The 15283-nt window shown below is 64.7% G+C and carries 14 protein-coding genes and 1 pseudogene; 13 read left to right on the forward strand and 2 right to left on the reverse strand.

Features of this window, described 5'->3' with window-relative positions; translation table 11 throughout:
- Positions 1–97: 97 nt before the first annotated feature.
- Both rpmA and ABIA96_RS21190 read left to right on the forward strand, forming a co-directional pair.
- The gene (gene rpmA, locus ABIA96_RS21185; RefSeq protein WP_148778423.1) at positions 98–367 is read left to right on the forward strand and encodes a 50S ribosomal protein L27; all 270 of its coding nucleotides are present in this window, start codon (positions 98–100) and stop codon (positions 365–367) included.
- 152 nt (positions 368–519) lie between these two features.
- Entirely contained in the window at positions 520–1113 is a 594-nt protein-coding gene (locus ABIA96_RS21190; protein WP_354138996.1) for a GNAT family N-acetyltransferase, read from the forward strand.
- Positions 1114–1116: 3 nt separating this feature from the next.
- Here the strand turns inward: ABIA96_RS21190 and ABIA96_RS21195 are convergent.
- Positions 1117–2030: pseudogene (locus tag ABIA96_RS21195) on the reverse strand (DMT family transporter).
- A 130-nt stretch (positions 2031–2160) separates the two neighbouring features.
- On the opposite strand from ABIA96_RS21195, the gene ABIA96_RS21200 reads away from it, so the two are divergent.
- From ABIA96_RS21200 to ABIA96_RS21210, 3 genes are all read left to right on the forward strand, one after another.
- Entirely contained in the window at positions 2161–2643 is a 483-nt protein-coding gene (locus ABIA96_RS21200; RefSeq protein WP_354138997.1) for a MaoC family dehydratase, read from the forward strand.
- Between the two features lie 85 nt (positions 2644–2728).
- A complete protein-coding gene (gene obgE / locus ABIA96_RS21205; RefSeq protein WP_354138998.1) occupies positions 2729–3769 on the forward strand; it encodes a GTPase ObgE in 1041 nt (346 codons plus the stop codon).
- Positions 3770–3853: 84 nt separating this feature from the next.
- On the forward strand, positions 3854–5488 hold the full coding sequence (locus ABIA96_RS21210) for an alkaline phosphatase family protein (protein ID WP_354138999.1): 1635 nt from the start codon (positions 3854–3856) through the stop codon (positions 5486–5488).
- Between the two features lie 138 nt (positions 5489–5626).
- On the opposite strand, the gene ABIA96_RS21215 is transcribed toward ABIA96_RS21210, so the two are convergent.
- The gene (locus ABIA96_RS21215; protein ID WP_354139000.1) at positions 5627–6592 is read right to left on the reverse strand and encodes a Bug family tripartite tricarboxylate transporter substrate binding protein; all 966 of its coding nucleotides are present in this window, start codon (positions 6590–6592) and stop codon (positions 5627–5629) included.
- 196 nt (positions 6593–6788) lie between these two features.
- Here ABIA96_RS21215 and proB point away from each other — a divergent pair, with 196 nt between their 5' ends.
- The 8 genes from proB (at position 6789) to ABIA96_RS21255 (ending at position 15270) form a co-directional block, all read left to right on the forward strand.
- Positions 6789–7910, forward strand: a complete 1122-nt coding sequence (gene proB / locus ABIA96_RS21220; protein ID WP_354139001.1) for a glutamate 5-kinase — start codon at positions 6789–6791, stop codon at positions 7908–7910.
- A 135-nt stretch (positions 7911–8045) separates the two neighbouring features.
- A complete protein-coding gene (locus ABIA96_RS21225) occupies positions 8046–9341 on the forward strand; it encodes a glutamate-5-semialdehyde dehydrogenase (protein WP_354139002.1) in 1296 nt (431 codons plus the stop codon).
- Positions 9342–9364: 23 nt separating this feature from the next.
- Complete coding sequence (locus ABIA96_RS21230) at positions 9365–10009, forward strand: nicotinate-nucleotide adenylyltransferase (RefSeq protein ID WP_354139003.1); 645 nt, start codon at positions 9365–9367, stop codon at positions 10007–10009.
- Between the two features lie 212 nt (positions 10010–10221).
- Positions 10222–10578 carry a ribosome silencing factor gene (gene rsfS, locus ABIA96_RS21235; protein ID WP_354139004.1) on the forward strand — a complete coding sequence of 119 codons (357 nt, stop codon included), beginning with the start codon at positions 10222–10224 and terminating at the stop codon, positions 10576–10578.
- Positions 10579–10672: 94 nt separating this feature from the next.
- The gene (rlmH, locus tag ABIA96_RS21240; RefSeq protein WP_354139005.1) at positions 10673–11155 is read left to right on the forward strand and encodes a 23S rRNA (pseudouridine(1915)-N(3))-methyltransferase RlmH; all 483 of its coding nucleotides are present in this window, start codon (positions 10673–10675) and stop codon (positions 11153–11155) included.
- A gap of 44 nt (positions 11156–11199) precedes the next feature.
- Entirely contained in the window at positions 11200–12543 is a 1344-nt protein-coding gene (locus tag ABIA96_RS21245; RefSeq protein ID WP_354139006.1) for a murein hydrolase activator EnvC family protein, read from the forward strand.
- Complete coding sequence (locus ABIA96_RS21250) at positions 12540–13901, forward strand: S41 family peptidase (protein WP_354139007.1); 1362 nt, start codon at positions 12540–12542, stop codon at positions 13899–13901. The genes ABIA96_RS21245 and ABIA96_RS21250 overlap by 4 nt, the downstream gene beginning before the upstream one ends.
- Positions 13902–14055: 154 nt before the next feature.
- Entirely contained in the window at positions 14056–15270 is a 1215-nt protein-coding gene (locus tag ABIA96_RS21255; RefSeq protein WP_354139008.1) for a divergent polysaccharide deacetylase family protein, read from the forward strand.
- Positions 15271–15283 lie beyond the last annotated feature (13 nt).

Consider the following 15283-nt stretch of genomic DNA (forward strand, 5'->3'; position numbering starts at 1 on the left):
ATCGATCACGCCAATTCACGAATTGATGCGTGAGACATTTTGAAATGATTCCGTCAAGGAATTGACCTAGACATACGCAGGATTTCGGAGACGAGCCATGGCTCACAAAAAAGCAGGCGGTTCATCGCGCAACGGTCGCGATTCAAAGGGTAAGCGCCTTGGCGTCAAGGTGTTCGGCGGGGAGCGCGTGATTCCCGGCAACATCATCGCGCGTCAGCGCGGCACCACCTGGCATCCCGGCCTTAATGTCGGCATGGGCACGGACCACACTTTGTTCGCGAAGATCGAGGGTCACGTTGAATTCCAGGCCAAAGCCAACGGCCGCACCTTTGTAGCGGTACTCCCGCTCGCAGAGGCTGCTGAATAGACGGTGGATCACATTTGGAGTCCGCCGGGTCCTTGACCGAACCGGCGGAGTCCAGAGATCAAAAGATCGGGCTCCAGGGGAGGCAGGGAAACCGGCCTCCCCTTTCGTTTGACGAGTTCACTTTTCACTTGGTGACTTTGACGGAGCCGGACATGTTGCAGGATTTCTCGAGCGTGACCTTGCGGGAGGCGAGACCAAGCGTCGTCGCCACCGAGCGGCTGACCTTGCGGCGGCCGACCCTCGCCGACGTCAAAACCATCGCCCGCCTCGCCAATGATCGCCGCGTCGCGGAAAACACCCGACGCCTCCCCCATCCCTATTCGCAGGACGACGCCGTCGCGTTCGTCCGCGGCACTGCCGCGCTCGGCAGCGAAACCGTGTTCCTGATCGAGCACGACAATGGGCCGGTCGGCATGGTCGGCATCGACTGCGCCACGCCTGACAATGCCGAGCTCGGCTATTGGCTCGGCGTCGAGCATTGGGGCCGGGGCTTTGCCACCGAGGCCGCGCGCGGCGCGATCGACTTCTTCTTCGAGGAGTTCGAGGACGACCATCTCCATGCCGGTGCGCGCGTCACCAATCCGTCCTCGCGCAACGTGCTGGAGAAGTGCGGCTTCCAGTGGAGCGGCGTGCAACTGCATCGCTTCCTGGCGCTGGGCTCGTCCACGCCGGTCGACTGCTTCCGCCTCTCGCGCGGGGTGTGGTCGTCGCTGAAGAGCTGGAGCAGCGCGCGGCGGGTGAGGTAGGCGCTACGCCGGCGGGTTCACCTCTTCGCTCGGGCCCCTAGATCGCGCTCGCGCACGTAAATGTAGAAGCCGGCGCCGATGATGATCACGGCGCCGACGATGGTGGCGACCTGCGGCACGTCGCCGAACACGACGAAGCCGAAGATCACGGCCCAGACGATCATCGAATATTGATAGGGCACCACCACGCTCGCCGGCGCGAGCTTCAGCGACCGGTTGACGCAGAACAGTGCGGTGACCGAGATGCATCCGGCCAGCGCGAAAAACACGAGGCTGCCCGGTGTCGGCGGCACCCAGTGATACGCGGACAACACAGCGCCCAGCGAGAACGTCCCGATGAATTGCGAGGACGCCATCACGATATCGGGCGTCTTGCGCAGGCTGCGGGTGATCAGCATCAGCGTTGCGAATGAGAGACTGCCGCCGAGCGCGATCAGCGCCGGCAGGCTGATCGTCTGCGCCGACGGCCGCAGCGCGATCAGCACGCCGCAGAAGCCGACCAGAATCGCGGTCCAGCGCCGCCAGCCGACCTTCTCGCCCAGAAAGACGGCGGACATCGCGGTGACGAAGATGGGACCGGCGAGATAATAGGTGATGACGTCGGCGAGCGGCAGATAGACGGTTGCAAGAAAGAAGGCAGCCACCTCGAGCGTCGACAGCACGACGCGAAACAGCTGCAGGCGTGGCCGCTCCAGATGCAGGAACTGATGACGCTGTCGCCAGATCAGCGGCGACAGCAGCAGCAGCGCCGCGCAGGCGCGCAGGAACAGCAGCTGCCCCACCGAATACGTCCCGACCAGGAACTTGCCCATGGCGTCGCCGAACGAGAACATGAAGATCGACAGCACCATGAGTGCAATGCCGGCCAGCCGTGCCGAGCGGTCGTCATAGGCGGAGAGATTCTTGAACAGGGGCATCGAGCGCCGTTTTAATGAAGCAGGCGCCCGCGACAAGCCCGGGCAAGCCGAATTGAACGGATTGTCGCACTCTTCGCGCCGCGGTAGCGATAAGCTGCGTACGAACAGAGAGCCAGGAAAGAGCCAAGACATGACCGACTTCGACCCGGCCCGGCATCGCATGATCACGGCGCAACGCTGGTTTGAGGATTTCGTCGTCGGCGAACGCTTCGTGCTGCCGAGCCGCACCCAGACCACAGCGGTGTTCGCGGCGTTCCAGACCGCGAGCGGCGACACCCATCCCGTGCACTACGATGTGGAGTATTGCCGCAGCCGCAGCATGCCGCATCTGCTCGCGCACGGTTTCCAGACGCTGATCCACACCGCGCCCGGCGCGGGCCTGTTTCCCTTCATGGTCGAGGAATCCCTGGTCGGCTTCCTGGAGCAGTCGAGCCGGTTCCTCAAACCGGTGTTCGCCGACGACACGATCTATCCGGCGCTCGAAGTGACCGAGCTCGCGCCGGGACGAACCACCGGCGCTGTGACGCTCAAAAGCACCGTGTTCAACCAGCGCAAGGAGCTGGTGCTGGAAGGCCTACAGAAATTCCTGATCCGCCGCCGGCCGACTGGTTAAGCAAGGGCCCAAATTCGCCGAAAATCGGCCGATTTGCGGGTAAGTCCGGGTTGCCGCGCGGGACCGGCTGGCCTACCTATGGCCGATGAAATTCCTCGACGAAGCAAAGGTCTATATCCGCTCCGGTGACGGCGGGAACGGCTGCGTGGCGTTCCGCCGCGAGAAGTTCATCGAATTCGGCGGTCCCTCCGGCGGCAATGGCGGCCGCGGTGGCAACGTGATCATCGAGGTCGCCGACGGCCTCAACACGCTGATCGACTACCGCTACCAGCAGCACTTCAAGGCCCAGAAGGGCGAGAACGGCTCGGGCTCGGACCGCCATGGCGCCAACGGCAAGAACATCGTGCTGAAGGTCCCCCTGGGCACGCAGATCTTCGACGAAGATCGCGAGACGATGATCCACGATTTCACCGATGTCGGCGAAAAATTCGTGCTGGCCGAAGGCGGCAATGGCGGCTTCGGCAACGCGCATTTCAAGACGTCGACCAACCGCGCGCCGCGCAACGCCAATCCCGGCCAGACCGGTGAGGAGCGCTGGATCTGGCTGCGGCTGAAGCTGATTGCGGACGCCGGTCTCGTCGGCCTGCCCAATGCCGGCAAATCGACCTTCCTCTCCAAGGTCAGCGCGGCACGGCCCAAGATCGCCGATTATCCCTTCACCACGCTGCATCCGCAGCTCGGCGTCGTGAATGCCGACGGCCGCGAGTTCGTCCTCGCCGACATTCCCGGCCTGATCGAAGGCGCGCATGAAGGCGTGGGTCTCGGCGACCGCTTCCTCGCCCATGTCGAGCGCTGTCGCGTGCTGCTGCATCTGATCGACGCGACCTGCGAGCACGCCGGCAAGGCCTACAAGACGGTGCGCAACGAGCTCGACGCCTATGGCGGGCTCTTGACCGACAAGATCGAGATCGTCGCGCTGAACAAGATCGACGCGGTCGAGCCGGACGCGTTGAAGAAGCAGAAGGACCGGCTGAAACGCGCCGCGAAGAAGACGCCGCTGCTGCTCTCCGGCATCACCGGCGATGGCGTCAAGGAAGCGCTCCGCGCGCTCGTCGATGTGATCGGTGAGGCCCCGGTCTCGGCCAAGGCAAAGAGCGCGGCCGAAGCGGAGCCCTGGTCGGTGTGATCTGGTCGGCCTGATCCCGTCGCGCTTGTCTTCGCGCCCTCGATAGCGCAGCATCCCGCAATCAAGACACGGCAGGGATGACGCATGGCGCGCGCGAAGAACGTTCTCTGGATCATGTGCGACCAGCTTCGCTATGATTATCTCGGCTGCACCGGCCATCCCACGCTGAAGACGCCGAACATCGACGCCATGGCGAAGCGTGGCGTGCTGTTCTCGAAGGCTTACGTGCAATCGCCGATCTGCGGCCCGTCGCGCATGTCGTTCTACACGGGACGCTACATGCGCTCGCACGGTTCGCACTGGAACGGCTGGCCGCTGCGCGTCGGCGAGCCCACGCTCGGCGATCATCTCAAGACAATCGGCGTGCGCAACGTGCTGGTCGGCAAGACTCACATGGCGCCCGATCTCGAAGGCATGAAGGCGCTCGGCATCCCGCCGGAATCGATGATCGGCGTGCATGTCGCCGAATGCGGATTCGAGCCGTACGAACGCGACGACGGCCTGCATCCGACGGGACGACCGCGGCCGAGATACGACGAGTATCTGCGCCAGCAAGGGTTTGAAGCGACGAACCCGTGGGAGCATTGGGCCAATTCAGGCGCTGCGGACGACGGCTCGTTGCAGAACGGCTGGCTGCTCGTGCACTCCGACAAGGCCGCGCGCGTGCCGGATGAGCATTCCGAGACGCCCTACATGACGCGGCGCGCGATGGACTTCATCGGCGAAGCCGAGACCGACGGCAGGCCGTGGTGCCTGCACCTGTCCTACATCAAGCCGCACTGGCCCTATATCGCGCCAGAACCCTATGCGAGCATGTATTCGACCGAAGACATGATCCCGGTGATCCGCTCCGAGCGCGAGCGGCAAAATCCGCATCCGGTGTTCGGTGCCTATATGGACATGCGCTACTCCCGCAACATGGCGCGCGACGATGCCCGCGAGAAGGTGATCCCGACCTATATGGGCCTGATCACCCAGATCGACGACCAGATGGGCGTGCTGATGAAATTCCTGGAGGAGCGCGGCTTGCTGGAAACCACCATGGTCGTGTTCACTTCCGATCACGGCGATTATCTCGGCGATCACTGGATGGGCGAGAAGGATTTGTTCCACGAACAGTCGGCGAAGATTCCGCTGATCGTCATCGATCCCTCGAAGGAAGCCGACGCCACGCGCGGCACGCGCAGCGACGCGCTGGTGGAAGGCATCGATCTCGCGCCGACCTTCGTCGATTATTTCGGCGGCAAGGTGCCCGGTCATGTCCTCGAAGGACGTTCGCTGCTGCCGCTGCTCCGCGGCCCGACGCCGCGCGATTGGCGCAAGGTGGCGTTCTCCGAATACGATTACGCGATGCAGGACGTGCGGCTGAAGCTGAACCAGCCGATCGAGCGGTGCCGCCTGTTCATGGTGTTCGACGGCCGCTGGAAATACATCCACGCCTCCGGTTTCCGCCCGATGCTGTACGATCTCGAGACCGATCCGGACGAGTTTTTGGATCGCGGCGACGATCCCGAATGCGCGGGCATCATCGCGCGATTGCAGGCCGAGCTGTTCGACTGGGCACTGCATCCGAACGATCACATCACCACGCCCCGGGAGAGGATCGCGAACTACGCGGATAACCAGCTCCAGGTGAAGGGCGGGATTCTGATCGGCGTCTGGGACGAAGCGGAGTTGGCGTCGATCAAGGATGGCATCGCCCAGCGCGCGAAGATGTAGACCCTCATGGTGAGGAGGCGCGACAGCGCCGTCTCGAACCATGCAGGCCCCCGCTGCAGCAGCTCGGCCTTTCATCCTTCGAGACGCGCGCGTAGAGCGCGCTCCTCAGGATGAGGGGATAGAATTGAGCGAGAGGCTCTAATTCTCGATCTTGTATCCCGTCGCCTTCACGATCGGCCGCCAGAACGCCGTGTTCGCGGCGAGCTCATTCGTCAGCCCTTTCGCATCACTCCCGACCGGAATCAGACCGATCGCGGTGAGCTTCTCCTTCACATCGGGCCGGGCGAGCGCGGCGCTTGCGGCCGCACCGAGCTTGCTCGCAAACTCCGGCGGGCTGCCGGAGGGGAGCCACATGCCGTACCAGGCGTCTGCGACGAGATCGATGCCGCTTTCCTTCAACGTCGGGACATCTGGCGCGAAGGGCGATCGTTCGGCGCTCGAGACCGCAATGATCTTCACGCCCTTGGCGCGATGCTGCGGCAGCGCATCCGCCAGCGTGGTGATTCCAAAAGAAATGTGGCCGCCGATGATGTCGTTGAGGATCGGCGCGCTGCCGCGATAGGGCACGCGGGTCAGCGGGATGCCGAGATCCTTCTCGAGCTTTGAACCCATGAAGTGCGGAATGGTGCCATTGCTCGGCACGCCGAACGACGTCTTGTCGGGATGCGCCTTCAGCCACGCCACGAACGCCTTGAAGTCAGCGGCATCGACCACCGGTCCGATCACGAGCGCGAATTCGAAGCGTGCGAGCAGCGACACCGGCATGAAATCCCTGGCCGTGTCGAAGCTCGGCGTCGTCTCCACCATCGGCAGCAGGTACATGGTCGGCCCGGTCGTCACCAGCACCATGCTGCCGTCGGGGCTTGCACCTTTCACCGCCTTGATGCCGATCAGGCCGTCGCCGCCTGTGCGGTTCTCGACCACGAGGGTCCGTTGCAGCACCGGTGCCATCTCCTGCGCGATCAGCCGGCACAGCGTGTCGCCGCCCGCCCCCGCCGCGAACGGAAAGATGATCTTGCTCAGCGCAGCCTGTGCTTGCGCCTCACTCGCCTCCGCCAGTAGCGGCAGGCCCAGACATCCGGCCATGAATTTGCGGCGATCCATCGTTTCCTCTTTCAGCCCGTTATCGATTGGCGGCATTAGAACCGGGCTGGCCGGCAAGACAAGGCCGACCTTCGCCGTTTACCATCCTGGCTGCCTTGCGCCGGCCATCGTCCTGCTGCAAAAGCAGGGCACATCGGCGCCGCCCATCGCTCCGCCGTTTCCAGAGCATTCGTCACACGCGCCAACACATACGCACATGGCCAGCCCCGAACTCAGTCAATTCCGCCGCATCGTCGTCAAGGTCGGCTCCGCGCTGCTGGTGGATTCCGACAAGGGTGAGGTGCGCGCCTCCTGGCTCGCCGCGCTCGCGGACGATATGGCCAGGCTGCACAAGGAAGGGCGCGACGTCCTCATCGTCTCCTCGGGCTCGATCGCGCTCGGCCGCAGCCGGCTCAAGCTGCCGCGTGGACCGCTGAAGCTCGAGGAGAGCCAGGCTGCCGCCGCGGTCGGCCAGATCGCGCTGGCGCGGATCTGGTCGGAGGTGCTTGGCGCTCACGGCATCGGCGCCGGGCAGATTTTGGTGACGCTCCAGGATACCGAGGAGCGCCGCCGCTATCTCAATGCGCGCTCCACCATCGGCAAGCTGCTGGAATGGCGTGCGATCCCTGTCATCAACGAGAACGACACGGTCGCCACCAACGAGATCCGCTATGGTGACAATGACCGTCTCGCTGCGCGCGTTGCCACCATGGCGAGCGCCGATTTGCTGGTGCTGCTCTCCGACATCGACGGGCTCTACGACGCGCCGCCGAAGAACAATCCCGACGCCAAACTGATCCCGGTGGTCGAGAGCATATCCTCGGAGATCGAGGCGGTGGCGGGAGATGCCGAGTCCGAACTGTCGCGCGGCGGCATGCGCACCAAGGTCGAGGCGGCGAAGATCGCCACCACCGGCGGCACGCACATGCTGATTGCGTCGGGCAAGATCGAGCATCCGCTGCGGGCGATCGCCAATGGCGGCCGCTGCACCTGGTTCCTGACCCCGGCCAATCCCATCACCTCGCGCAAGCGCTGGATCGCGGGCACGCTGGAGCCGAAGGGCACACTAACCATCGACGCCGGTGCGGTGACGGCGCTGCGTGCCGGCGCCAGCCTGTTGCCGGCCGGCGTGATCAAGGTTGAGGGCCAGTTCGCCCGCGGCGACGCCGTGATCGTCCGCGGCCCCGACACCAGCGAGGTCGGCCGCGGCCTGATCGCCTATGACGCCGAGGTCGCCGAACGGATCAAGGGCCGCTCCTCCCCGGACGTGATGACCATCCTCGGCATCAGCGGAAGGTCGGAGATGATCCACCGCGACGATCTGGTGGTGGGCGGGTAAGGGCCGCCGCGGCCCTTTTGCTGGGCCAGCGACCCAGCCGAGGCGCAACCGGGGGTACCTGCCATACCCTGCCCGCCCTTCGCAGAAGCGGGATTTCCGTGCTACGACACCGCCTTAGCAGAAGGTTGAACTCCCATGGCTGCCCCCCTCAAAGCCGTTGACGGCAATGCCGATCTCCAGGCGCTGATGTCCGATCTCGGTACCCGTGCCCGCGCTGCCGCGCGCGTGCTGGCGTTGGCGCCGCCGGAGCAGAAGAACCGGGCGCTGGAAGCCATGGAGCGGGCGATCCGCGGCAATGCCGCGGCGATCCTCGCCGCCAATGCCGAGGACGTCGCGGAGGCTCGCGCCTCCGGCAATGCCACCTCTTCCTTCATCGACCGCCTGACGCTGACGCCGGCACGTGTCGAAGGCATGGCCGAGGGCATCGCGATCGTACGCGGCATCGCAGATCCCATCGGCATCGTCACCGAGAGCTGGCAGCGGCCGAACGGCATGACCATCGAGCGCGTGCGCGTGCCGCTCGGCGTCGTCGGCGTGATCTTTGAGAGCCGGCCAAACGTTGCAGCGGACGCCGGCGTACTCTGTTTGAAGTCCGGAAATGCCGTGATCCTGCGCGGCGGCTCGGATAGTTTTAGGTCGTGCCGCGCGATCCATGAATGCCTGGTGCAGGGCCTGCGCGAAGCGGGCCTGCCCGAAGCCGCAATCATGCTGGTGCCAACGCGCGACCGTGCGGCGGTCGGCATGATGCTGTCCGGCCTCAACGGCGCCGTCGACGTTATCGTGCCGCGCGGCGGCAAGAGTCTCGTCGCGCGCGTCGAGCAGGAAGCGCGCGTGCCGGTGTTTGCGCATCTCGAAGGCGTCAACCACGTCTATATCGACGGCAGCGCCGACCTCGCCATGGCGAAGTCGATCGTGCTCAACGCCAAGATGCGTCGCACCGGCGTCTGCGGCGCGGCCGAGACGCTGCTGGTCGATCGCGCCGCTGCCGGCAGGAATCTGAAGCCGCTGGTCGAGATGCTGATCGAGGCCGGCTGCGAAGTGCGCGGTGACGATGTCGTGCAGAAGACGGATTCGCGCGTAAAGCCTGCCAGCGAAGACGATTGGGACACCGAATATCTCGACGCCATCATCGCGGCGAAAGTGGTCGACGGCGTCGACGGCGCGATTGCGCACATCCAGGACCACGGCTCGCACCACACCGATGCGATCGTGAGCGAGAATGAATTGGCTGCGAAGAAATTCCTGAGCGAGGTCGATTCCGCGATCGTGCTGCACAACGCCTCGACGCAGTTCGCCGACGGCGGCGAGTTCGGCTTCGGCGCCGAGATCGGCATCGCCACCGGCCGTTTCCATGCTCGCGGTCCGGTCGGTGCCGAGCAGCTGACCAGCTTCAAGTATCGCGTCCACGGCACAGGGCAGACGCGGCCGTAAAGCATGGCGCGAGGCGCGGGGCATTGAGTAATAATTTCGTCGCGCCACGATTCTTCGCGCAGGCTATACCGCCCTACACCGAAGGCATGCGCATCGGCCTGCTCGGGGGCTCGTTCAATCCGCCGCACGAGGCCCATCGCGCGATCAGCCAGTTCGCGCTGAAGCGCCTTCAGCTCGATCGCGTCTGGTGGTTGGTCACGCCGGGCAATCCGCTGAAGGAGAACGGCAATCTGCATGAGCTCGGCGAGCGCATGCAGGCGGCGCGCGACGTCGCCAACGATTCCAGGATCGAGGTGAGCTGTCTCGAATCCGTCATTCGTACCCGCTATACTATCGACACGATCAACACCTTGCGCCGCCGTCTCAGTGGCTTGCGCTTTGTCTGGATTATGGGCGCCGACAACCTCGCTCAATTCCATCGTTGGCAGCACTGGCGGCGCATCGCCGACCAGGTGCCGATGGCGGTTATCGATCGGCCGCCGCAGAGCTTTCGTGCCCTCGCCTCGCCCGCTGCCCAGGCTCTCGCGCGCTATCGCTTGCCCGAGAATAAGGCAGCCCTGCTTGCGGATCAGCCCGCGCCGGCCTGGGTTTTTCTGACCGGATTGAAGCTCAATCTCTCCTCGACCCGGTTACGGAACCCGGACGGGAGCTGGATAGGTACGAAGTGAGACAGAGTGCGTGGATTGAGGGCTCTCTGGCATATTGAAACCCTTAACCCCACATGATGTAGTGTAACCCGTGAGGGACGGATTCGACCCTCGCGATACAGTGAAAGGAATGGTCCCTGGCCACGTCTGTATTGTCCAAGTCAGCTTCGACGAAGTCTGTTTTACCCAAGGCTACGAAACCGACGCGTAAAACATCGACCAAAGCTGCGGCCTTGAAGGCGCAACCCGACGCCGACAAGACGCTGAGCCTGATCCTCTCCCGCCTCGACGACATGAAGGCGGAAGAGACGGTCACCATCGACCTTCGCGGCAAATCGGCATACTCCGACTACATGATCGTCACCACCGGCCGCGTGAACCGGCACGTTGGCGCGATCGCGGAGAACGTTGCCAAGGGCCTCAAGGAAAACGGCATCAAGAACATCCACGTCGAGGGCTTGCCCAATTGCGACTGGGTGCTGATCGATTCCGGCGATGTGGTCGTGCACGTGTTCAGACCCGAGGTCCGTGAGTTCTACAATCTCGAGAGATTGTACACGCAGGGCCCAGGGGCGGCGAAAGCGATCTAGGCTCACTGAGCCGATTTCGAATCGGCTGACGCGCATGCTAGCGTCGTGCGCGCGCAGGATGCGCGCGGTCCTGAAACACGACTCTGAAGATATCATGCGTGTTGCTGTCATTGCGGTGGGCCGGCTGAAGCAAGGGCCGGAACGGGAGCTTGCGGACCGCTATTTCGAGCGGTTCGACGAGACCGGTCGGAAGCTCGGATTCCGCGAGCTCACGATCCACGAAATCCCCGAGAGCCGTGCGCGCGACACCGCGACGCGGATGACTGAGGAGGCCGCGGCGATCTCCGCGCATATTCCGGAAAAATCGATATTGGTGGCGCTGGACGAGCGCGGCCAGAATCTCGATTCGACCGTATTCGCACGGCATCTCGGCCGCTGGCGCGACGAGGGCGCGGGTCATACTATCTTCGTCATCGGAGGGGCGGACGGACTTTCGCCTGAATTGCGCCGTAAGGCCAAGCTCGCGATCGCGTTCGGCTCTGCGACCTGGCCGCATCAAATGGTCCGCGTCATGCTTCTGGAACAGCTCTATCGGGCCGCCACCATTCTGGCCGGCCACCCCTATCATCGCGCGTGATTCGCGCCACAACGAGCACCTTGCCCAAGAAACTTGCCCAACAGATGCGAGCGCCGATCCTCAATTTGTTGCTGATTGCAAGCTGCGCCGGGGCAAGCCTCTTCGCCGAAGATAGCCTCGCGCAAGCTCAGACGGCGGCGCCGGCGCCACAGACCGCGGCCATCTCGCCCGAGGCCATCAAGCAGCGCGAGCAGGAGCTGGAAGCTGCGCGCGCCAGCCAGAAGAGCGCGGCGGAAGCGCAGGCCACGCTGAGGGCCGAGATCTCCTCGCTCGGCCAGGACCGCACCCAGCTCAACCAGCAATTGATCGACACCGCCGCCAATGTCCGCACCGTCGAGACCAAGATCGACGAGGCCGAAGCGCGGCTGAAGAATCTGAACGGCCGCGAGCAGGAGGCGCGCGCCTCGCTCGATTCGCGCCGCGCCGACATCGTCGAAGTGCTGGCGGCCCTGCAGCGCGCCGGCCGGCGCACACCGCCGGCGCTACTAGTGCGGCCGGAAGATGCGCTACAATCCCTGCGCACCGCGATGCTGCTCGGCGCGGTTGTGCCTGAGCTCCGCAGCCGTGCGGAAAAGATCGCGGGTGAACTCGGCGAGCTCGTGACCTTGCGCAAGAGCATCGCCGCCGAGCGCGACCAGCTCGCCTCCAACCGCGACAAGGTCCGCAACGACCAGACCCGACTCGCCGCCCTGGTCGACGAGCGGCAGCGCCAGCAGTCCTCGCGCGAAAAGGACCTCGACGCCGAGAATTCGCGCGCGATCACGCTGTCAAGGCAGGTCGGCGATCTCCAGGGTTTGATCGCCAAGATGGAGCAGGACCTGCAAAGCGCCGCCAAAGCGGCTGAGAAGGCGGCCGAGGCCGCAAAGCAGGCCGAGGCCAAGGCAGCGGCAAACGCCAAGCCCGACCCGGCCGCGTTCAAGGATCGCTCCCGGACCACCCCGGCCATCTTGTTTGCCTCGGCCAAGGGGCTCCTGCCGTTGCCGGTTAACGGTAACAAGATCAGGGACTTTGGCGGTTCCGATGGGGTCAGCGGGGTCCAGAAGGGCATTTCGCTGGCCACCAAGCCCGGTTCGCAGGTCACAACGCCGTGCGACGGCTGGGTGGTCTATGCCGGCCCGTTCCGCAGCTATGGACAACTCTTGATCCTCAATGCCGGGGGCGGGTATCATGTCCTGATCGCCGGGATGGAGCGCATTTCGGTAAACATCGGACAGTTTGTGCTCACGGGGGAGCCGGTCGCGACCATGGGGTCGACATCTCAAGTCGCCTCCATTCTCGCCACCAACGCGAGTCAACCTGTGTTGTATGTCGAGTTCCGCAAGGACGGCACTCCAATCGATCCAGGCCCATGGTGGGCCGCAAATGAAGGCGAGAAGGTTCGCGGATGATGCGCAAGACTTCAGTTATCCTCCTCAGCGCGGCCACCGGTGCGGCGCTGACGCTGTTCGTGACGCAGCCGCGCGCGGTGTTCATGGGCTCCAGCGCGCGAGCCGCGACCGCGGACACCTATCGCCAGCTCAATTTGTTCGGCGACGTCTTCGAGCGCGTGCGCTCCGACTATGTCGAGAAGCCCGACGACACCAAGCTGATCGAATCCGCCATCAGCGGCATGCTCACCGGCCTCGATCCGCATTCGAGCTACATGGACGCCAAGAGCTTCCGCGACATGCAGGTGCAGACCCGCGGCGAGTTCGGCGGCCTCGGCATCGAGGTCACCATGGAAGACGGCCTGATCAAGGTGGTCTCGCCGATCGACGATACGCCCGCCTCGCGCGCCGGCGTCATGGCCAACGACATCATCACCAATCTCGACGATGAAGCGGTGCAGGGCCTGACCCTGAACCAGGCGGTCGAGAAGATGCGCGGCCCCGTCAACACCAAGATCAAGCTCAAGATCGTTCGCAAGGGCCAGGACAATCCGATCGACGTCACGCTGGTACGCGACAACATCCGGGTCCGCTCGGTGCGCGCACGCGTCGAGGCCGACGACATCGCTTATATCCGCATCACCACGTTCAACGAGCAGACCACCGAAGGCCTGAAGAAGGAGGTCGCCAACCTCTCGACCCAGATCGGCGACAAGCTCAAGGGCTACGTCATCGACCTCCGCAACAATCCGGGCGGCCTGCTCGAGGAGGCCGTCACTGTCTCCGACTCGTTCCTGGAGAAGGGCGAGATCGTGTCGACCCGCGGCCGCAATGCCGAGGAGACCCAGCGGCGCACCGCGCATGCGGGCGACCTCACCAAGGGCAAGCCGGTCATCGTGCTGGTCAACGGCGGCTCGGCCTCGGCGTCGGAAATTGTCGCCGGCGCGCTGCAGGACCACAAGCGCGCGACCATCGTCGGCACGCGCTCGTTCGGCAAGGGCTCGGTGCAGACCATCATCCCGCTCGGCTCGGGCAACGGTGCGCTGCGCCTCACCACCGCGCGCTACTACACGCCGTCGGGCAAGTCGATCCAGGCCAAGGGCATCGTGCCCGACATCGAAGTGCTCCAGGACGTGCCGGACGAGCTGAAGTCCCGCACCGACACCAAGGGCGAGGCTTCGCTGCGCGGCCATCTCAAGAACGACGGCGACGAGAAGACCGGCTCGCAGTCCTACGTTCCGCCGGATGCCAAGGACGACAAGGCGCTCAAGCTCGCCGACGATCTGCTCCACGGCATCAAGAACAGCGCCTCCGCGGCGCCGGCGCCGGGCGCCGACAACAAGGGCACGCCCACGGACAAGCCCAAGGCGGCGAACTAGGCTCGCGAGCCAAGCGCTTCATCCAATCTGACGAAAAGGGCGGCTCCAGGAGCCGCCCTTTTTGCTTGGAGCTTCTGACGTCCCCCGGCCTATCCCGGCCTGCCGCCGCTTGACCTCGGCGTGGTATCGTCGGTGGAGTGATTCGGGATCTCACATGACTGAAACGGCCGATGATCTGAGCGCCCCGCTCGGACAGGACAAGCCGCGCCGGAAACGGCGGCTACGGCTGCCGTTCACGGCCATGCAGGCGCTGGCCGTGATGCTCGGCCTGTTCCTGGTCGCCTTTGCCGGCTTCGCCATCTTCAACAAGGACCCGCTCGGCGGCGAGCCGCTGACGCGGATCGCGATCCGCGATTCCAAGGGCACAGATGAGAAGCCGGCCGCCGGTCACGGCGACGCCCAAGAGAGCAAGCACGCAGCCAAGGAGGCACCGAAAGAGGCGGCCCCCGGCGACCACAAGACCGTCACCATGATCGACGGCTCGACCGGCGCGCGCCACGACGTGGTGATCGGCGCGGGCGACGCCGCCGACAAAAGCGAGGCGGCTTCCGCGGCACCCGCCGTCATGGCCGGGATCGACCCAAAACTGCTGGAGAAATCCCGCTACGGCATGATCCCGGCGATCTCAGGCGATCTCAAGCCGTTCAACGTCTACGCCGCCGAGGCCGACCGCGCCAAGGCCGCGAAAATGCCTGTCGTGGCGATCGTGATCGGCGGCCTCGGCGTCGGCGCCGCCAAGACCACAGATGCAATCATGAAGCTGCCGGGCGCGGTCACCCTGGCCTTCACGCCTTATGGGTCTGATCCCGGAAAGCTTGCCGAGCGGGCGCGGGCCCAGCGCCACGAGATCTTCCTCCAGATCCCGATGGAGCCCTACGACTTTCCGGACAACGATCCGGGGCCGCAGACGCTGCTGACATCGCTCACAGCCGACCAGAACACCGATCGCCTGTACTGGCACCTCAGCCGGATGCAGGGCTATGCCGGCATCGCCAATTTCATGGGCGCCCGCTTCGTGGCGACCGAGGCGGCGATGCAGCCGATCATCCGCGAGGCCTCCAAGCGCGGGCTCGGCTTCTTCGACGACGGTTCCTCCCCCCGCAGTATCGCGCCGCAAGCCGCAGGAAGCCTCGCCGTGCCGTTCGGCAAGGGGGATATCGCCATCGACGCGGTGCCGACCCCGACCGAGATCGACCGCGCCCTGAACAAGCTGGAATCCATGGCCCGCGAGCGTGGCGTCGCCGTCGGCACCGCCTCCGCGCTGCCCGTCTCCATCGAGCGGGTCGGCGCCTGGATCAAGACTTTGAGCGACCGGGGTATCCTTTTGGTGCCATTGACAACCGCGATGCTGAAATCAAAATCCAGCTAAATCAAAGAATTGG

The organism is Bradyrhizobium sp. LB11.1 (genome assembly GCF_040549385.1).
GTDB lineage: Bacteria > Pseudomonadota > Alphaproteobacteria > Rhizobiales > Xanthobacteraceae > Bradyrhizobium.

Bases quoted from the DNA above. Each gene is read 5' to 3' on its own strand.
- rpmA (WP_148778423.1), top strand. From the start codon at position 98: ATGGCTCACAAAAAAGCAGGCGGTTCATCGCGCAACGGTCGCGATTCA.
- ABIA96_RS21190 (WP_354138996.1), top strand. From the start codon at position 520: ATGTTGCAGGATTTCTCGAGCGTGACCTTGCGGGAGGCGAGACCAAGC.
- ABIA96_RS21200 (WP_354138997.1), top strand. From the start codon at position 2,161: ATGACCGACTTCGACCCGGCCCGGCATCGCATGATCACGGCGCAACGC.
- obgE (WP_354138998.1), top strand. From the start codon at position 2,729: ATGAAATTCCTCGACGAAGCAAAGGTCTATATCCGCTCCGGTGACGGC.
- ABIA96_RS21210 (WP_354138999.1), top strand. From the start codon at position 3,854: ATGGCGCGCGCGAAGAACGTTCTCTGGATCATGTGCGACCAGCTTCGC.
- ABIA96_RS21215 (WP_354139000.1), bottom strand. From the start codon at position 6,592: ATGGATCGCCGCAAATTCATGGCCGGATGTCTGGGCCTGCCGCTACTG.
- proB (WP_354139001.1), top strand. From the start codon at position 6,789: ATGGCCAGCCCCGAACTCAGTCAATTCCGCCGCATCGTCGTCAAGGTC.
- ABIA96_RS21225 (WP_354139002.1), top strand. From the start codon at position 8,046: ATGGCTGCCCCCCTCAAAGCCGTTGACGGCAATGCCGATCTCCAGGCG.
- rlmH (WP_354139005.1), top strand. From the start codon at position 10,673: ATGCGTGTTGCTGTCATTGCGGTGGGCCGGCTGAAGCAAGGGCCGGAA.
- ABIA96_RS21245 (WP_354139006.1), top strand. From the start codon at position 11,200: ATGCGAGCGCCGATCCTCAATTTGTTGCTGATTGCAAGCTGCGCCGGG.
- ABIA96_RS21250 (WP_354139007.1), top strand. From the start codon at position 12,540: ATGATGCGCAAGACTTCAGTTATCCTCCTCAGCGCGGCCACCGGTGCG.
- ABIA96_RS21255 (WP_354139008.1), top strand. From the start codon at position 14,056: ATGACTGAAACGGCCGATGATCTGAGCGCCCCGCTCGGACAGGACAAG.